The 17,106-nt window shown below is 65.4% G+C and carries 13 protein-coding genes; 6 read left to right on the top strand and 7 right to left on the bottom strand.

The window, feature by feature from the left end; translation table 11 throughout:
• The first annotated feature begins 39 nt into the window (after positions 1-39).
• On the top strand, positions 40-588 hold the full coding sequence (locus JOE41_RS03520) for an Rv3235 family protein (protein ID WP_011692545.1): 549 nt from the start codon (positions 40-42) through the stop codon (positions 586-588).
• Between the two features lie 131 nt (positions 589-719).
• On the opposite strand, the gene secA is transcribed toward JOE41_RS03520, so the two are convergent.
• The 7 genes from secA to mtrA form a co-directional block, all read right to left on the bottom strand.
• Positions 720-3,458, bottom strand: a complete 2,739-nt coding sequence (gene secA / locus JOE41_RS03525; protein ID WP_011692546.1) for a preprotein translocase subunit SecA — start codon at positions 3,456-3,458, stop codon at positions 720-722.
• Positions 3,459-3,528: 70 nt separating this feature from the next.
• Positions 3,529-4,788, bottom strand: coding sequence for a winged helix-turn-helix domain-containing protein (locus JOE41_RS03530; protein WP_209750916.1), 1,260 nt, complete (start codon positions 4,786-4,788; stop codon positions 3,529-3,531).
• Between the two features lie 32 nt (positions 4,789-4,820).
• Positions 4,821-5,546, bottom strand: a complete 726-nt coding sequence (gene hpf, locus JOE41_RS03535) for a ribosome hibernation-promoting factor, HPF/YfiA family (protein WP_011692548.1) — start codon at positions 5,544-5,546, stop codon at positions 4,821-4,823.
• Between the two features lie 171 nt (positions 5,547-5,717).
• Positions 5,718-6,644 carry a ComF family protein gene (locus tag JOE41_RS03540; RefSeq protein WP_209750918.1) on the bottom strand — a complete coding sequence of 309 codons (927 nt, stop codon included), beginning with the start codon at positions 6,642-6,644 and terminating at the stop codon, positions 5,718-5,720.
• A 125-nt stretch (positions 6,645-6,769) separates the two neighbouring features.
• Positions 6,770-8,491, bottom strand: coding sequence for an LpqB family beta-propeller domain-containing protein (locus JOE41_RS03545; protein WP_011692550.1), 1,722 nt, complete (start codon positions 8,489-8,491; stop codon positions 6,770-6,772).
• Entirely contained in the window at positions 8,488-10,293 is a 1,806-nt protein-coding gene (gene mtrB, locus JOE41_RS03550) for an MtrAB system histidine kinase MtrB (protein WP_011692551.1), read from the bottom strand. Before mtrB ends, JOE41_RS03545 begins: the two co-directional genes overlap by 4 nt.
• Positions 10,294-10,390: 97 nt before the next feature.
• On the bottom strand, positions 10,391-11,065 hold the full coding sequence (gene mtrA / locus JOE41_RS03555) for an MtrAB system response regulator MtrA (RefSeq protein ID WP_011692552.1): 675 nt from the start codon (positions 11,063-11,065) through the stop codon (positions 10,391-10,393).
• Between the two features lie 456 nt (positions 11,066-11,521).
• On the opposite strand from mtrA, the gene JOE41_RS21150 reads away from it, so the two are divergent.
• From JOE41_RS21150 to JOE41_RS03580, 5 genes are all read left to right on the top strand, one after another.
• Complete coding sequence (locus tag JOE41_RS21150; protein WP_307800657.1) at positions 11,522-12,796, top strand: glycerophosphoryl diester phosphodiesterase membrane domain-containing protein; 1,275 nt, start codon at positions 11,522-11,524, stop codon at positions 12,794-12,796.
• Between the two features lie 95 nt (positions 12,797-12,891).
• The gene (locus JOE41_RS03565; RefSeq protein WP_307800658.1) at positions 12,892-13,530 is read left to right on the top strand and encodes a DUF4129 domain-containing protein; all 639 of its coding nucleotides are present in this window, start codon (positions 12,892-12,894) and stop codon (positions 13,528-13,530) included.
• Positions 13,527-14,774: a DUF4350 domain-containing protein gene (locus JOE41_RS03570; RefSeq protein WP_245200611.1), complete on the top strand. Its 1,248-nt coding sequence runs from the start codon at positions 13,527-13,529 to the stop codon at positions 14,772-14,774. The genes JOE41_RS03565 and JOE41_RS03570 overlap by 4 nt, the downstream gene beginning before the upstream one ends.
• Positions 14,771-15,799, top strand: a complete 1,029-nt coding sequence (locus JOE41_RS03575) for a MoxR family ATPase (RefSeq protein ID WP_209750922.1) — start codon at positions 14,771-14,773, stop codon at positions 15,797-15,799. Before JOE41_RS03570 ends, JOE41_RS03575 begins: the two co-directional genes overlap by 4 nt.
• Positions 15,800-15,803: 4 nt before the next feature.
• On the top strand, positions 15,804-17,096 hold the full coding sequence (locus tag JOE41_RS03580; protein WP_209750924.1) for a DUF58 domain-containing protein: 1,293 nt from the start codon (positions 15,804-15,806) through the stop codon (positions 17,094-17,096).
• Positions 17,097-17,106 lie beyond the last annotated feature (10 nt).

Below are 17,106 nucleotides of genomic sequence, written 5' to 3' on the forward strand. Positions count from 1 at the left end.
ACAGCTATCAGATATCCGTCATCAATCAGAGGAAGCATCATGAGCGCATTGCACCTGGTCCCCACATCTCCCGCGTTGGAACGCCCGGCGGCCGGTGACCAGCCAGCCCGCCGGCTGGCAGCAGTCCCGGCCGCCGGCAGCCCTGCCCCGCGTCAGCACACGGCCGGCACGCCGCCAACGCCTCGGCCGGGTGACCCGGGTGACGCCACCAAGAACGGGCGGGCCCTGCAGATAGTGAGCGAGAACAAGGAGGTCTGCGCAATTACCCGCGGTACCGTCCAGGCCGCCATCGAAGTGCTGGCAGGAACACGTCCCATCCAGCAACTCTCCCGAAGGCTTGATCAGCGGTGCCTGGCCTCACTCCAGCACCGCGCGGCGCTGACCCGTCGGCTGGCGGCGGGACCCTCACCCACGGCAGGACGCCTGCACCGTAATCCCGCAGTCAGATCTGTCCGCGCCTGCGAAGTCGCGTCCGGAGTCTACGAGGCAAGTGCCGTAGTAGTGGATGAACTAAGGGTCCGCGCAGTCGCCGTGCGGCTTGAGCGCAGCAATCAGGTATGGCGGATCACGGCTCTGGAGATCGGCTGAGGCATCGTCCCGTTTGCACCGCCCTCATTCCTGGCGTTCAGGCACCAGCGGATACAGGTGGGGACCGGAACAACTGTTCCGGTCCCTACCTGTGATCTAGCCTGCTGCCGCTAAAGCGCCACTAATTTTTTCTAGCGCTTCTTCTTTTTCGGGGCCGGCTTCCGGGCGCCGTCCTGGGCAGCCTTCGCCGGATTTCCCGAACGCCCCGACGACCTGCCTTCGACGCGGGTCTGGCTGGCGCCGTCTTCGCCCGGAGCAGTGTATTGCAGCTGTGCGGGCTTCTCCGGTGCTTCCAGTCCTGCTGCATGGATCTGTGGCTCATGGTGTTCTGTATGTTCCCCGGCGCCGTCGGCCACGACGACGTCCTCAGCGGGGGTCACCTCAACCTCAAGGTTGAACAGGAAGCCGACGCTCTCCTCCCTGATGGCCTCCATCATGGCCTGGAACATTATGAATCCCTCGCGCTGGTATTCAACGAGCGGGTCACGCTGGGCCATGGCTCGAAGGCCGATGCCCTCCTTGAGGTAGTCCATCTCGTAGAGATGCTCCTGCCACTTCCGGCCGATCACGGACAGAACCACGCGGCGCTCGAGTTCGCGCATGCTCTCGGACCCGATGGCCTGTTCCCTGGCCTGGTAGACCAGCCGGGCGTCGGAAAGAATCTCTTCCTTGAGGAAGTCCACGGTGATGCGGGACTTGCCGCCGGCCTCGTCGATGACGTCGTGGGATGTAACGCTGACCGGGTAGAGGGTCTTGAGGTTCGTCCAGAGTTGGTTGAAGTCCCAGTCGTCCCCGGTGCCCTCGGAGGTTGCTGCGTCGATGAGGGCAGTGATGGTGTCTTCGAGGAAGAACTGAACTTTCTCGTGCAGGTCGTCGCCTTCGAGGATACGGCGGCGGTCCCCATAGATGGCTTCGCGCTGGCGGTTGAGGACGTCATCGTACTTAAGGACGTTCTTGCGCTGTTCCGCGTTGCGGCCTTCAACCTGGCCCTGCGCAGAGGCTATGGCACGCGAAACGAGCTTCGATTCGAGCGCGACGTCGTCGGGAACGGAACTGTTCATAAGCCGTTCGGCCGCACCCGAATTGAACAGGCGCATCAGGTCATCCGTCAAGGAGAGGTAGAACCGCGACTCGCCGGGGTCGCCCTGGCGTCCTGAACGTCCGCGGAGCTGGTTGTCGATCCGCCGGGACTCGTGTCGTTCGGTTCCGAGGACGTAGAGCCCGCCCAATTCCAGTACTTCCTCGTGTTCGTCCTTCACCGCCTGCTTGGCGGCCTCGAACGCCGCGGGCCACGCGGCCTCGTACTCTTCTGAGTTTTCTTCCGGATCCAGGCCTTTGGCCGCCAACTCGGCGACGGCAGTGAATTCTGCGTTTCCGCCCAGCATGATGTCCGTACCTCGACCGGCCATGTTCGTGGCGACCGTCACCGCTCCCTTACGGCCGGCCTGCGCGACGATCGCGGCTTCACGGGCGTGGTTTTTCGCGTTAAGGACCTCGTGGCGGATGCCTTCCTTGGCCAGCAGCCGGGAGAGGTATTCACTCTTCTCCACGCTGGTGGTTCCCACGAGGACGGGCTGCCCTTTTTCATGCCGCTCGGCAATGTCCTTGACGACGGCGTCGAATTTGACGGCCTCGTTTTTGTAGACGAGGTCAGGCTGGTCAATGCGCTGCATGTCGCGGTTGGTGGGGATGGCCACCACGCCGAGCTTGTACGTGCTCATGAACTCGGCGGCTTCGGTCTCGGCTGTGCCGGTCATGCCGGAAAGCTTGTTGTACATGCGGAAGTAGTTCTGCAGCGTGACCGTGGCGAGGGTCTGGTTCTCCGCTTTGATCTCGACGCCTTCCTTGGCCTCGATCGCCTGGTGCATGCCCTCGTTGTAACGCCGGCCCGCGAGGATGCGGCCGGTGTGCTCGTCAACAATAAGCACTTCGCCGTCGAGGATGACGTAGTCCTTGTCCCGCTTGAAGAGTTCCTTGGCCTTGATGGCATTGTTCAGGAAGCCGATCAGCGGGGTGTTGGCGGACTCGTAGAGGTTGTGAATGCCCAGGTAGTCCTCGACCTTCTCGATCCCGCCCTCGAGCACGCCTACGGTGCGCTTCTTTTCGTCGACTTCGTAGTCTTCATCGGGCTTGAGCCGGGTGACCACCTTGGCAAATTCGCTGTACCAGCGGTTGGTGTCACCCTGGGCCGGACCGGAAATGATAAGCGGGGTGCGAGCCTCATCGATGAGGATGGAGTCCACTTCGTCAACAATTGCGAAGTGGTGGCCGCGCTGGACGAGCTCGGACTTGTCCCAGGCCATGTTGTCGCGCAGGTAGTCGAACCCGAATTCGTTGTTTGTGCCATAGGTGATGTCCGCGGCGTACTGCTCGCGGCGCACGGCAGGGTCCTGGTTGGACAGGATGCAGCCGCTGGTCAGGCCGAGAAAGCGGTAGACCCGGCCCATGAGGTCCGACTGGTATTCAGCCAGGTAGTCGTTCACGGTGATCACGTGCACCCCGTTGCCGGTGAGTGCGTTCAGGTAGGCCGGAGCGGTGGCTACGAGGGTTTTGCCTTCACCGGTCTTCATTTCGGCGATATTGCCCAGGTGCAGGGCAGCGCCGCCCATCAGCTGGACGTCGAAGTGGCGCATGCCCAGGGTTCGGGAGGAGGCTTCACGGACCGCCGCGAAGGCCTCGGGCAGGAGGTCGTCCAGCTTCTCGCCGTCCTGGTGGCGTTCACGCAGCCGGTCGGTTTCTTCGCGCAGTTCGGCGTCGGTGAAAGTCTGGAAGGAGCTTTCCAGGGCATTGATGGAATCGGCATAGTTCCGCAGTTGCCTCAGGGTTTTTTTGTCACCCGTGCGGAGAAGTTTTTCGATAAGTGATGCCACGTGAAGTTGCTCCCAGTCTCAAGCTGCCGAATTCTGGCGTGTTCAGTCTACGGGAGAGACACAGGGCCGGTTACGCCTGTTCCCTCTCAGCGGATACACCGCTCCCTGCTCCGGACACGGCGTCTGCGAGCGCCGGTGCCAGGTCTCCTTTCCGGGACACAACAACCCGGTCCAGTTCCAACCACTCTGCCATGAGCTGCAGTTCCGCGGCGAGTTCGACGGCGGTGTCGGCGGGCGCCCCGGGCTCCGCGTGGACAGCCTTCGCCAGCAGGAGGCCGTTGGATCGGTCCGCTTTCAGGTCGATGCGGGCCACGATCCCGTCGCGTAGCAGAAAGGGAAGCACGTAATAGCCGTAGCGGCGTTTCGGCTCGGGGGTGTAGATCTCCAGGCGGTAGTGGAAGTCGAACAGGGCTTCAAGGCGCCGCCGCTCAAAGACCAGTGAGTCGAAGGGGCTCAGCAGTGCGCGTCCGGTGGCTGTGCGCGGCAGTTTCGCCTCCGCGTGCCGGAAGAGGGGCTTGTCCCAGCCGGCCACGCTGACTGGCACCAGCCTTCCGGTTTCGACGAGGTGGTCCACGGCCAGGGCTGACGCACGCATCGGCGTCCGGAAGTAGTCGGCGAAGCACCGGAGCGTGCCGATCCCGTGCGCCCGGGCGGCGGCATCGATGAGGCGCACCAGCGCAGCCGCCTTGTCCGCCCCTGCGTCGGGAACGTCCGGCGCTGCGCCGGGCCGTTCGGGCAGGATCTTGGCGGTGAGGGTGTAGCGCCGTTCGAAGGATTCCGTGCGGGACGCGGCCGAGATGAGGCCCGCTTCGAAGAGGTGCTCCAGGACCCGTTTGACGGCGTTCCAGTTCCACCCCCAGTTGTCCTGCTGCCGGTCCTCCACATGACCCAGGTGGGCGGTGAGTTCGGCGGCAGTCATCGGCCGTCCGGCGGCCAGCGCCTCAAGCACCCGGGCGGCGACATCGCTCCGTACATCGGGGTCCATGGAGTGCGCTCCCACCCACTTCCGGCTTTGCCACAGGACCAGGTCCTGGAAATGGTCCGGACGGATAAAGCTCGCCTCGTGGGCCCAGTACTCCATCATGCGGCGCGGGTGGGTGCCCGCCATTCGCTGGAGGATGGCGCGGTCGTAGTTCCCCAGGCGGGAGAAGAACGGCAGGTAATGGCTCCGCGACAGCACATTGACGGAGTCGATCTGGACGAGGTGGAGGCGGGCAAAAGTACGGCCCACCGCCCGTGATGTCACGGGTCCGGCGGGCCGTACTTTGTCCAATCCCTGGGCCGCCAGTGCGATCCGCCGCGCCTGTTTGAGGCTCAGCACTTCCTGCACGTCAGTCCCTTCGTTGGATGGTCAGCTCCAGCTTATGCGCTGGCTGGCTCATCCTCGGATCGGTACGCGAGAATCTTCTCTTCCAGCGGAGCCACACCCGGTTCGCAGGTCTGGTCAAGGGAGATCACCCCGTAGGTCCAACCGTCGCGGCGGTAGACGACGGACGGCGCTTTGGTTTCCTTATCGACAAACAGGTAGAAGTCGTGGCCCACGAGTTCCATGTTGTCGACGGCGTCGTCGAGCGTGAGTGATGCCGCCGGAAACACCTTGCGGCGGATCAGGACAGGCGAATCCCCCGCCGGGATGTCGTTGTCGACGTCGTACGGCGACTTTTCGACCGGTGCGGCCTGGGGCTCCTGATGGTTGCTTGCCTCCACGTACAGAGGCTCGGTGGTGCTGGCCGGCTCAAGGCTGGCTGTTGCCTCGGTGACCGACTTGGGGGTGTGCCGGCCATGGTGGACCTTCTTGCGGTCTTTGGCCCGGCGCAGGCGTTCAAGAAGCTTGTTGTAAGCGAGATCGAACGCGGCGAACTTGTCGGCGGCACTGGCCTCTGCTCGAATGACGGGGCCCCGGCCCAAGACAGTCAGCTCAACCGTGAGCAATTCTGCGGTCTGGCGGGCCTTAGTCTCCTTTGAGACCTTCGCGTCCACCCGTTGGACCTTGTCTCCCAGCGATGCGATCTTTGAGATCTTCTCGTCGGCGTATTCGCGGAAGCGGTCTGAAACCGTCAAATTCCGTCCGCTGATCATGAACTCCATGGTGCCCTCCAAATGACTTCGGTGACACGACGGCGGCACTTCCCGGGGCCGATCTGACTGACAGTCGAGCCCCTTTCCGAGCCGCTATCGACAGGTACAACTGATCTTGGTACCCACAACCGACGTTAGTTCATCGCTACCCGTTATTCACCTTTTCTTCGTTTATTTTTTTCAAAGTCGGGCGCCCATCACTGCGGTGGCACCGGGAACGGCCGGTGGATCCGCAACGTCCGGCGGGCGTGTCGCCGCAAGTACGACGGCGCCCAGTACGACGCCCCCTGCCTGATGTACGGCCCGTGCTGCTTCCGCCAGCGTGGCCCCCGTGGTCAGCACGTCATCCACGATGATGCAGGGGCATCCCCGGATGTCAGGCGCGAGGAACGCCGGCCTTGCCCGCATGGAACCCCGGACACGTTTGGCACGGGCGCCTCGTCCGAGTCCTTTTTGCCCTCCCGCCATGGCGTGGGCGGCAGCCAGCACCTGGAGCCGTTCGGGCAGGTCAGCGGCCGACCATGGCCACTGTCCGAAGGTCCCTCCCTTGCGCAGCGCATCGGCTGGGCGCCCTCCGCCGAGGCGGCCGCTGCGGTCCAGATTCCGCAACAAAAGGTGCACGGGGCTGAAACCCCGCCTCCTGAACGCGCTGTTGGTGGTGGGTACGGGTATCAGGCAGACTCCATGCGTCGTGCCGGCAGCCACTGTGATCGCCCTCCCAAGCGCCTTCGACAGCACCGATTCAAGCTGGCGCTGGCCGTATTTCTTGAACGACAGCACAGCCTGGGCGAGCTCCTCCCGATAGACCCCGGCGGCCACGACGGGAAGAATAACCGAACCGTTCACATCCATCAGGGCGGGTGCCTGCCCTTCGGCGCGGAACGGCGTCCGCGTGAGCAGGCGCAGCGCCCGCTCACAGTGTCCGCATAGCGAGAAGTCTTCCGACCCGCAGCAGACGCACTCCACGGGTGCGGCGAGGGCCAACAGTTCGCGGCCAGCCTCCGCTGCACGGTCCGCGGCCCGCAGCCACCACCGTACATAATCGCTGCGGTGTCTTGCCGCCGCCGGCGCAGGCGGCTCGAGATCGGGATCGGGGCTTCTTGTCACAGACCAAGCCTGCCCGACGGGGTATCCCTGCGGGAGCCCGCTGTTCGACTATGTGGGCCCGGCGCTTATGTGGATAAAGTGTGGCCAGTACAACCTGCCCGCACGGCGCGGTGCAGGCCCCTGTGTCAGCCCGGGAATGACGGGTCCACGGGCCCTTTCAGCTGGGGCGACCAACCATTTCCGAGGCGCTGGAAGATACCGTCGGCGGACTGCCCGAAGATTTCCTCGGGTCCGTTGCCGGCGCTGATCGCGGTGAGCCCGGGCCAGGGCGCCAGTTGCTGCGGCTGCGTTGCTGCCAGGGAGAGCAATTCCGGGGTGACGTTGTCAGTGGCCGATGCCTTCATGACGGCTACCGTCGTGTCACTGACCCAGACCCCCTGGTCCGGTTCCCGGTCCGTCAGGAGCGTCGTTGGGGCGGTGAGGTCACGGGGGGTCCCGTCAGCATTGCGTACGATTCCGGTCACCTGCACGCGGGTCTTCCCGTTCTGCTCGGAAATCACGAGAGCCCGCACCCCCTCGCGCGATACGCGGAATTCTTTGACGGTGCGTCCGGCGAGCCAGGCCGGCGCCAGCGTGACAGTGGGCATGGCCGCGGCTTCAGCAACGTTCGTGGGGCGGTAGGCAAGCACTTCCGTTGCCCCGTTGGCCCCGGGCCCGGCAGTCCAGACCCAATCCTGCTGCCCGAACGACGGATGGGTGAGGGTGGAGCGGGTTGTCAGTGCCCGGGCCGGCTGGCCCGGCACGATCGAGTACAGGGTCGTCCGGCTGTTGTTGAGGAACGCCACCGACTGCGAAACGGGCGATTCGGCAGGGGAAACCGGCCCGAGGGCTCCTACGGACTGAATGTCCGGCAACGGCGAAATGCGGTTGTTCTCGTATCGGACCAGTTGGCCGTCATTTACGGCGATCTGGCGGGCCGGGACGTTCTTGTCCCTGACCGGAGGCAGCACGGAGCCGTTGTCCTCGACCCGGACCAGGTCCTGGTTTGCCCGGAGTTCGACGTTGACGACGTCCGGCTGGCCACGGAAGGTGAGAGCCAGCTGGGTCTGCATCCTCAGCCTGTCCTCGCTGGAGGCTTCGACGAGTTCCTTTGCCGACAGGTCCACCTGGGCTGCGCCCGAGACTACCGGTACAGACTCCCGCGTCAGCTTCATTCCGGACGGAAAGGCGCTAACTACGGCGCCCTTGAGATACGGGGCAGGTCCGCTGAGCAAGGCGCTGGTCATGGCTTTGACCGTTTTCTTCTTGTTGAACCATCTGACGTCCGGCACTGCGTAGGTGAAGCCGGGATCGTAGAAGTAGATGGGGTAGGCGCCGTAAATCACCTTGAATGTCTGCTCGGGGATGGCAATTCCGTCAGGGATTGCGGAGATGCGCCACTGACCGTCCACCTGCGTCAGCGTGACTGGAATGTTTTCCTTGGTGCCTTCGGGGAACTGCGTCGCGATCCCGTCTGCATCGACTGAGTAGGCAACGTCCAGTTCGTAGTTGAAGACATTTTCCACACCGGTCCGGACCACCCTGGTTGAGCGGAAAACGAGTGTGCGCTGGTCCGGCTTCCAGGCAACGGAGGCTGCCTGCGTCAGGTATTCCCTGGCAACGGCGTAGTCGTCCTCGTAGCCGCTGCCGGCGAGGTAGAAGTCTTCAATGACGGACTCCGGTCCGGCTCCTTCGCGTGGTGCCACCGGAAAGAAAACGGGCGCGTTGTTGGGCTTGCCGGCGCTCTCATCGGTACTTTTTCCCACCGGCCCCGAGCGCGGGATCTGTGCGCAGGAGGTCAGCAGCAGGAGCAGTAGCGTCATCAGGGCAAGGGCCGCGTTGCGCAACTTTGACGGGGTGCCGGTCATTTTGTTTCTTCCCTGCCCGCGGCCGGCTGTGCGTGCGGCGGGGCGGGCGCATCCGTCGAATCCGCGGGCGATGCAGCGGTTTCCAGGAGCAACATCGTGCCCTGCCCCGATCCGCCAGGCAATTCGACGTCGGCCGGTTCGAGCTGTAGCGGCGATTTGGAGATTGCTTCGCCCTGCCTCAGCGGAAGTGTCAGCCTGAAGTTTGATCCGGTTCCCTTGCTGCCCCAGGCCTGAAGCCATCCGTTGTGGAGTTTCGTGTCTTCCGCGGCGATGGACAGGCCCAGCCCGCTGCCGCCCGTGGTTCGCGCCCGGGCGGGGTCGGCCCGCCAGAAACGGTCAAAGACCCTTGCCGCCTCGGACTGCGTCATTCCGATGCCGTGGTCGCGGACGGCGACGGCGACGGCGGATTCATTTGCCGCTACCGAAATATTGACCGGATTCCCTTCGCTGTGCTCCAGCGCGTTGAGCACCAGGTTGCGAAGGATCCGCTCGATGCGCCGGTCGTCCATCTCTACCACGATGCTCTCATCCCGCGAATTAATGGTGACCTGCGAACCGTATTCGGCTGCGACGGGTCCTGCGTCTTCGACGACTTTCGCCACGAGTTGCAGGATATCGGTGGGTTCGGCGTCGAGCATGGCCACACCTGCATCGAAGCGGGAAATTTCCAGGAGATCAGCGAGCAGGGACTGGAAGCGCTCAACCTGGTTGTAGAGCAGCTCGGCCGAGCGCTTGTTGATGGGGTCGAAATCATGCCGTGCGTCGTACAGGACCTCGGCGGCCATCCGCACGGTCGTCAGGGGCGTGCGAAGTTCGTGGGACACATCGGAGACGAAGCGCTGCTGCATCTGGGACAGAGTCGCCAGCTGGGTGATTTGTTCCTGGAGGCTGGCAGCCATGTGGTTGAACGACGCGCCCAGCCGCGCCACCTCGTCCTCGCCTTTGACTACCATCCGCTCCTGGAGCTGCCCGGCCGCCAGTTTCTCCGAGACCACCGCGGCATGGCTGACCGGGCTGACCACGTTCCGGGTCACGTACCAGGCAATGGCACCGATGATCAGGACCAGTACCGCTCCGCCGGCGAGCAGGACGTTCTGTATCTCGTCCAGCGTTTTCTGCGCGGTGTTCAGGTCGTAAATGAGGTACAGCTCGTACACAGTGCCGTTAAATGTGACTTTGTTGCCCACGGCGATGCCCGGACGGTCTTCGGTACCCACCGGGAACTCCGTGGATGCCCAAAACTGGTCCTTTCCGGACTCCTGAACCGCCTTCCGCAGCTCGGGCGGAATGACACTGACCGTGAGCTGGTCCGACGCCCGCGATTCGACCCAGCGGTTGCGGGGTTTGGTCTGTTCCGGCATCGCCTCGAACACATACCGGCGCTGGATGACGTTTCCGCGGCCCTCCACGGCATTCAGGGTGTCGTACACCAGTGTGATCACGCTGGACTGGTCGGTGACCTGGGCGCCGTCGAACGTGTCCTGGACCTGCTTGACGTTGTACAGCGTCTCCGACTCCGCCTGGGCAAGCCGTTCCTGGAACAGGTTGTTGGCGATCTGGTTCGACAGGTAGGCCCCGACCACTGCGAACGAGCCGATCGAGAGCAGAAGCGTGGTGAGGACTGTGCGGAACTGCAGGGAACGGCGCCAGCGCCGATGAAGGGCCCGCAGCAGGAACCTGACACCGGGCAGGAGCCGGAGCAAGCCGGTCCGGACGAGCCTCGCGACCCGCAGTCCCACGATCCGGGCACGGCGAAGCCAAATGCGGGTCCGGAACGGCAGGTCGGAAAATACGCCGGCCATTGCATCCGTATGCTCCGGAGCGCCGTGTGAGTGGGCGTGTTCCGTCTTTTGGGGGCGGGCTACCTCCGGCTCACTGCCGGCTTCGCCGCGGGACGGTTCAGGAACCTGCTTTGTAGCCGACACCACGGACCGTCAAAACTACTTCGGGGGCTTCGGGGTCCCGCTCGATTTTCGACCTCAGCCGCTGGACATGGACGTTGACGAGGCGCGTGTCTGCCGCGTGCCGGTATCCCCAGACCTGCTCCAGGAGCAACTCTCGGGTGAAGACCTGCCACGGCTTCCGCGCAAGGGCAACGAGCAGGTCGAATTCGAGGGGTGTCAGCGAAATTCGTTCGTCGTTCCGGCTCACCAGGTGGCCGGCCACGTCAATGGTGATGTCGGCGATGCGGAGGGTCTCAGGGGCCTTTTGATCTCCGGGCCGGAGCCTGGCCCTGACACGGGCCACCAGTTCCGCCGGCTTAAACGGTTTGGGCACATAGTCGTCAGCACCGGACTCCAGTCCTCGGACCACGTCCGAGGTATCGGACTTGGCGGTGAGCATAACGATGGGTGAATCCGACTCGGCGCGGATCTGCCGGCACACTTCGATGCCGTCCATGCCCGGGAGCATCAGGTCCAGAAGCACAAGATCCGGTTTTGAGGATCGGAAAACTTCCAGCGCCTGCCCGCCGTCGGCGCAAAAGACCGGCTCGAAGCCGTCATTGCGCAAGACAATCCCGATCATCTCGGCCAGCGCCTCGTCATCGTCCACTACCAGAATGCGTGCCTTCATAGTTATATATTCGCCTATTGAATGGGCTTTGTCCCGTTGAGGGCCGACACGGCATGGCGCGGACACTGCCGCCAGGGAAGCACGCCGGGACGGCGCTGTGACGCCACAGCCGGAAGAACCAGCCGGAAGCTATGAGGCTTGCGGCCAAAACTATAGGCTGGGAGCGGGCCGGACAGTGCAAACCACAACCGGCCCGGAGCGCCTGGCGGAAGCAGTGGCCGGTCAGCTCGCGGACAGCGTCTTTTGGGGAGGAACAGGTTGTCAGAGCAGGATCCGAACGTGCCGTCCCGGGAGGGTCAGCCACAGCCAGTGCAACCACCCGCCTGGGACGCGCCCGCCCAATGGAACCCACCGCCGACGGCTCCCAGCGGACAGCCTCCCTGGGGCCCTCCTTACGCCGGAGCGCAACCGGGACATGCCCAACCGGCATACGTAGCCCCGCCAAAACCCGGCATCGTGCCCCTACGGCCCTTGATGTTCGGCGAAATCCTTGACGGAGCCTTCCAGACCATCAGGCGGAATCCCGCGGCAATGCTGGGTGCTGCGATGCTGGCACAGACCCTGGCGACCGTTGTCGGTGAGGTCTTCGCAGCCGAGACCGAATCGCGCGGACAGTCGCTCGGCCTGTGGCTGGCCGGCATGGCTCCCCCGGAAATGGTCAACCTCGGCGGGGGCCTCCTGATCGGCGCTGCCCTTCTGGGACTGGTCTCCTTCTTTATCTCCATTGTGCTTCAGGGTGTGATGGTGGTTCCGGTGGCCCGGTCGGTCCTGAACCGACGCACCGGTTTCAAGGAGATGTGGACATTGTCGCGGTCCAGGATCGGCGCACTGCTCGCTCTTGGCGGTCTGCAGATCCTGGCCGGCATCGCCTTCGCAGTAGTGCTGGTGGGAGGAACCTTCCTGCTGGCCGATTCCATGGGCGCAACGTCGGCGCTGATCATCGTCCCCCTGTTCCTCGGAGGCATTGCGACCATACTCTTGGTCTCCATCCGCCTGATGGTGACGCCGGCGGCGATCGTCGTCGAGGAACAAGGAGTACTCGACGGCCTGCGGAGATCCTGGCAACTCACCCGGCACAACTGGTGGCGGATCTTCGGCATCGTCCTGGTCATTTCCCTCCTGATCGGCATCATCAGCCAGATTGTCCAAATCCCCATCGGCCTCGCTACCGGCGGCTTCTCCTCCGTCATCGCTCCCCATGGTGGAGACGACGGGCAGCGCGTACTTTCCGCGGTTGTCGGGATCGCATCGATTATTGTCACAGCCGTTATCGGTGCCGTCGGGTATGCCTTCCAAACCTCCGTCATGGGCCTTTTGTACATGGACCTCCGGATGCGCAAGGAAGGCTTGGACCTCGCCCTCCAGCGGCAGCTTGAATCAGGCGAAGACTCCGACGGCGTTCCCGGGCGCGGAGTGGCGCCCGAGGGCAACTTTGCGGGCGGTCCCACCTCCGGCAACTGGACCCGTTCGCCGCACGGTCCCCCGCCGGGCTACATCCCCCCGCCCGGCTACGGTCAGCCTCAGCCGTACGGGCCGCCACCCGGCTACAACCCCCCGCCCGGCTACGGTCAGCCTCAGCCGTACGGTCCCCCGCCCGGCTACGGTCAGCCTCAGCCGTACGGGCCGCCACCCGGCTACGGTCAGCCTCAGCCGTACGGTCCCCCGCCGGGGTACGGCCCTCCGCGGGGCTTGAACCCGCCGCCTTCCGGTCCGCCACCGGGCGCCGGATGAGCCGGCCAGGCTTCTTCGAGCCAGTGTTGGAAGCGGCGTCAGCAGCAGGTGCGGTTTGGCATTCGACGTTAAGCCGCACGCAGGCCGAACCTCCCGTGGAGCCCGACAGGCAGGAGGCCCGCAGGTGGGCGGTCGAGGAGCTCGCAAAACCCGTATACCGGGATGCCGAGCCCGACTGGCTGACCGATCTGTGGCGGCAGTTCACAGAATGGCTGCGATCGCTTGGCAGCGGCGACCCCGCAGTCGACAGCGGTGTCGCAGTGCCGGCCATCGGAGTGACGATTATCGTCCTTATCGCCGTGGCCATCCTCCTGGCGCGCCCCCGGCTGAACGCCCGGCGCCGCCGCCCGGACAGGAACGACGTCGACGCGGATCCTTCCATCAGCCCGGCAGAATACCGCCGGCGCGCGGCAGCCGCGGCGGCTCGCGGCGAGTGGCGCACCGCCGTCGTCGAACAGTTCCGTGCCATCGTCCGGGCTGCGGAGGAGCGCACCGTTATCGACCCCCTGCCCGGCCGGACCGCGGATGAAGTGGCCGGCCAGCTTGCCGGCGCCTTCGGCAGCCATGCCGCTGCGCTTCGGCGTGCCGCCGGCGTCTTCGACGGCGTACGATACGGCAGCGCCGGTGCCACGGCCGGGGACCACGCCGGCATGGTGGCGTTGGACCAGCTACTTGAAACAGCAAGACCCGACTACGGCCGGACCACCGCGGACCACCTGGAGCTGCCCCGATGACGCCTGTCGTGGAGTCGGAGAAGCGGCCGGAACCTACGGTGACCGGAGGCGGCAGAGCGGGTCACGCCGTCACGGCATGGATCCGCCGGCACCGGACGTGGACCCTGCTGATTCTGGCCTTTTCCGTAGGCGTGGGGCTGACAATCCTGGCCCAGCAATCGCCCCGCAGCGACGGCCTGCCCCTGTCTGCACGCAACGCTGCTCCGGAGGGAGCACGGGCAGCAGCGGAAATACTGGGAAGGCAAGGCGTGGACGTCCGCCAGACCGACACCTTCGACGCAACGATGTCGGCGCTGGACAGCGCCTCCAAGGACAGCGCCTCCGAAGGGAGCGCCCCAGGAGCCGGGGAAGGGCCCGGACCCACATTGTTCCTCTACGATCGAAACGGCTACCTGGACGCTGACCAGCTGCAGGCTTTGCAGCAGGCCACGGACAGGATGGTGGTCATTACTCCCCGGCTGAGCACGCTCAGCGCCCTCGGCGGCGGCATCCGTCCCGCCGGAGTCGTGCCGGCGGGATCGGCAACCCTGGACCCGGGCTGCGCGTTGGACGATCCCGCCGCAGCCGGGGCGGTCTCGGCGGCCTCCGCCTACCTGTATCAGGCCAACCGCGTCTGCTACGAACCCGCGGAAGGCCTGGGCGGGCTCTTTGCCAGCAGTGACGACGGGAGGCTGACAGTGGTGGGCAGCACTCAGATCTTCAGCAACCGCCTGCTCGATGAACACGGTAACGCCGCCCTGGCCCTCAGAACACTGGGGTCCTCGGACTCACTCGTCTGGTACCTTCCCGGCTTGGCGGATGTCACCGCAGAGGACACCCCGAAGACATTGGATGAGCTTGCACCGCCCTGGGTCGCTTTCCTCGGCCCCTGGCTTGCCCTCGTGGCGGTGCTGGCGATGGCCTGGCGGGGAAGGCGGCTGGGACCGCTGGTCTTCGAACCGCTGCCCGTAGTGGTCAAGGCCGTGGAGACTGCCGAAGGCCGCGCACGGCTGTACCATGACGCCCACGCCGTGGACCGTGCAGCGGACAGCCTCAGGGCGGGTGCGCTGGTCCGGCTCGCCCGGGTCCTCCGACTGGGAGCGGATGCTGAGTCACCGGCGATTGTCGACGCCGCCGCGCGGCACCTTGGGCGCACCCGCGAAGACGCGGCCGGCGTGCTGGAAGCCCGTCCCAGGACGGAGACCGAACTGGTGCACTGGGCCCAGCAACTTGAATCACTAGAGAAAGAGGTAACCGCCCGATGAGTGAGCAGACCAACGGATTCACGCAGGGCGGCCCCGGCGGCCCCGCGCTCGCAACTGCCGAGGGCACGGCGGGCACCGATCCCGTCCGCCAGGCCTTGCTCGATGTGCGGCACGAAGTTGCCAAGGCCGTGGTCGGCCAGGACTCCACCGTCACCGGGCTGCTCATCGCATTGCTCTGCCGCGGGCATGTCCTGCTCGAAGGGGTTCCGGGCGTGGCCAAGACCCTGCTGGTCCGCACACTCTCAGCAGCGCTAAGCCTGGACACCAAGCGCGTGCAGTTCACCCCTGACCTGATGCCGGGCGACATCACCGGCTCGCTGGTCTTCGACTCCCGGACCTCGGAGTTCAGCTTCCGCGAGGGCCCGGTCTTTACCAACATCCTGCTGGCTGACGAGATCAACAGGACTCCGCCGAAGACGCAGGCATCCCTGTTGGAGGCGATGGAGGAACGCCAGGTTTCTGCGGACGGAACCTCACGCCCGCTTCCGGTCCCGTTCATCGTTGCAGCCACGCAGAACCCGGTGGAGTACGAGGGCACCTATCCCCTGCCTGAGGCCCAGCTGGACCGTTTCCTCCTGAAGCTTGCCATGCCGTTGCCCGGGCGTGCCGACGAGATCGAGGTCATCCGCAGGCATGCGGCCGGCTTTGACTCCAGGAACCTGGCTGCCGCCGGCGTACGCGCGGTGGCGGGTGCGGCCGAGCTGGAGCAGGCACGTCTGGCGGTGGCTGCGGTGGAGGTGGCGCCTGAGGTGGCCGCCTACATCGTTGACATTGCGAGGGCAACGCGCGCGGCACCGTCCTTCCAGCTCGGCGTGTCCCCGCGCGGCGCGACAGCCCTGCTGAGTGCCGCCCGCGCGTGGGCCTGGCTCTCCGGGCGGCAGTTCGTGACACCGGATGACGTGAAGGCCCTGGCCCTCCCCTGCCTCCGCCACCGCGTTGCCCTGCAGCCGGAAGCCCAGATGGACGGCGTGCACGTTGACGGCGTCCTCGCCAGCATCCTGGCTACCGTTCCCGTGCCCCGCTGACTCCATGGCTATATCGGGACGGTACGTACTTCTGGCGCTGGCAGGTCTGGTGCCAATCATGCTGTTTCCAGACTGGGGCACGGTCCTGCTGGTCTGCCTGGTCCTGTGCGCTGTCCTGCTCCTGGACCTCGCCATGGCCGCGTCCCCCCGGAAAATCACGTTGGACCGGACCCTGCCCGGGAACGTCACACTGACCGGCAGCGCCGAATCGGTCCTGACCATCGGGAATACCGGTTCACGTCCGCTCCGCGCCTTGGTGCGGGACGCCTGGCAGCCATCTGCCGGTGCGCAGAATCCGCGCCAGCGCGTGGACGTTCCGGCCGGTGAGCGGCGGCGAATGAAGGTTCTGCTGACGCCTGCCCGGCGCGGCGACCTCAAGGCACCGCATGTGACTCTCCGGGCCTTCGGGCCGCTGCAGCTGGCCGCCCGGCAGCGGACACTTCCGTGCCCTGGCTCCGTCCGGGTGCTGCCGCCGTTCCACTCGCGACGCCATCTTCCATCCAAGCTCCGTAAACTGCGCGAGCTCGACGGAAAAGCGGCGGTCCAGATCAGAGGGCCAGGCACCGAGTTCGATTCCCTCCGCGACTATGTCCGTGGTGACGACGTCCGTTCCATTGACTGGCGCGCCACGGCACGGCGCTCCGCCGTCGTCGTCCGCACCTGGCGTCCTGAACGGGACCGGCGCGTGGTGATCATGCTCGATACCTCCCGGACGGCGGCGGCGAGGATCGACGACGAACCCCGCCTTGACACCGGAATCGAGGCGGCCCTGTTGCTGGCCGTCCTCGCCGAACGCGGCGGCGACCGCGTGGACTTCTTCGCCTTCGACCGGCGGATCCGCGGACGGGCCGGATCCGCATCCAAAGGTAACCTGCTGGGGCAGCTCGTGCAGGCCATGGCGCCGCTGGAACCGGAGCTCATTGAGCTGGACTGGAGCCAGGTTCCGGGCCAGATCCGGCAGATATCCGTGCACCGCTCACTGGTGGTGCTGCTGACCCCGCTGGACAGCGGCGCGCCGGAAGAAGGACTGCTGCCGATGGCCGCGCAGCTCGCGCAGCAGCACGTGGTGGTGGTCGCCTCCGTGCGGGACCCCATGCTGGGCACGATGCAGAAGGAACGGACGACGGCGGCACAGGTGTTCCGCGCGGCAGCCGCCGAACGGGCACTGCTGGAACGCGAGGCAGTGGCCATCCAGCTGCGCCAAATGGGGGTGGAAGTCGTGGACGCCGAACCCCACCAGCTGCCACCCGCGCTCGCGGACGCCTACATCCGGCTCAAAGCGGCAGGAAGACTATGACCCACGTGTC

Source organism: Arthrobacter sp. PvP103, from assembly GCF_017833075.1.
GTDB lineage: Bacteria > Actinomycetota > Actinomycetes > Actinomycetales > Micrococcaceae > Arthrobacter.

Coding starts and splice junctions, on each gene's coding strand:
- hpf (WP_011692548.1), bottom strand. CDS start 5,546: ATGGAGTTCATGATCAGCGGACGGAATTTGACGGTTTCAGACCGCTTC.
- JOE41_RS03520 (WP_011692545.1), top strand. CDS start 40: ATGAGCGCATTGCACCTGGTCCCCACATCTCCCGCGTTGGAACGCCCG.
- mtrA (WP_011692552.1), bottom strand. CDS start 11,065: ATGAAGGCACGCATTCTGGTAGTGGACGATGACGAGGCGCTGGCCGAG.
- mtrB (WP_011692551.1), bottom strand. CDS start 10,293: ATGGCCGGCGTATTTTCCGACCTGCCGTTCCGGACCCGCATTTGGCTT.
- JOE41_RS03545 (WP_011692550.1), bottom strand. CDS start 8,491: ATGACCGGCACCCCGTCAAAGTTGCGCAACGCGGCCCTTGCCCTGATG.
- JOE41_RS03570 (WP_245200611.1), top strand. CDS start 13,527: ATGACGCCTGTCGTGGAGTCGGAGAAGCGGCCGGAACCTACGGTGACC.
- JOE41_RS03575 (WP_209750922.1), top strand. CDS start 14,771: ATGAGTGAGCAGACCAACGGATTCACGCAGGGCGGCCCCGGCGGCCCC.
- JOE41_RS03580 (WP_209750924.1), top strand. CDS start 15,804: ATGGCTATATCGGGACGGTACGTACTTCTGGCGCTGGCAGGTCTGGTG.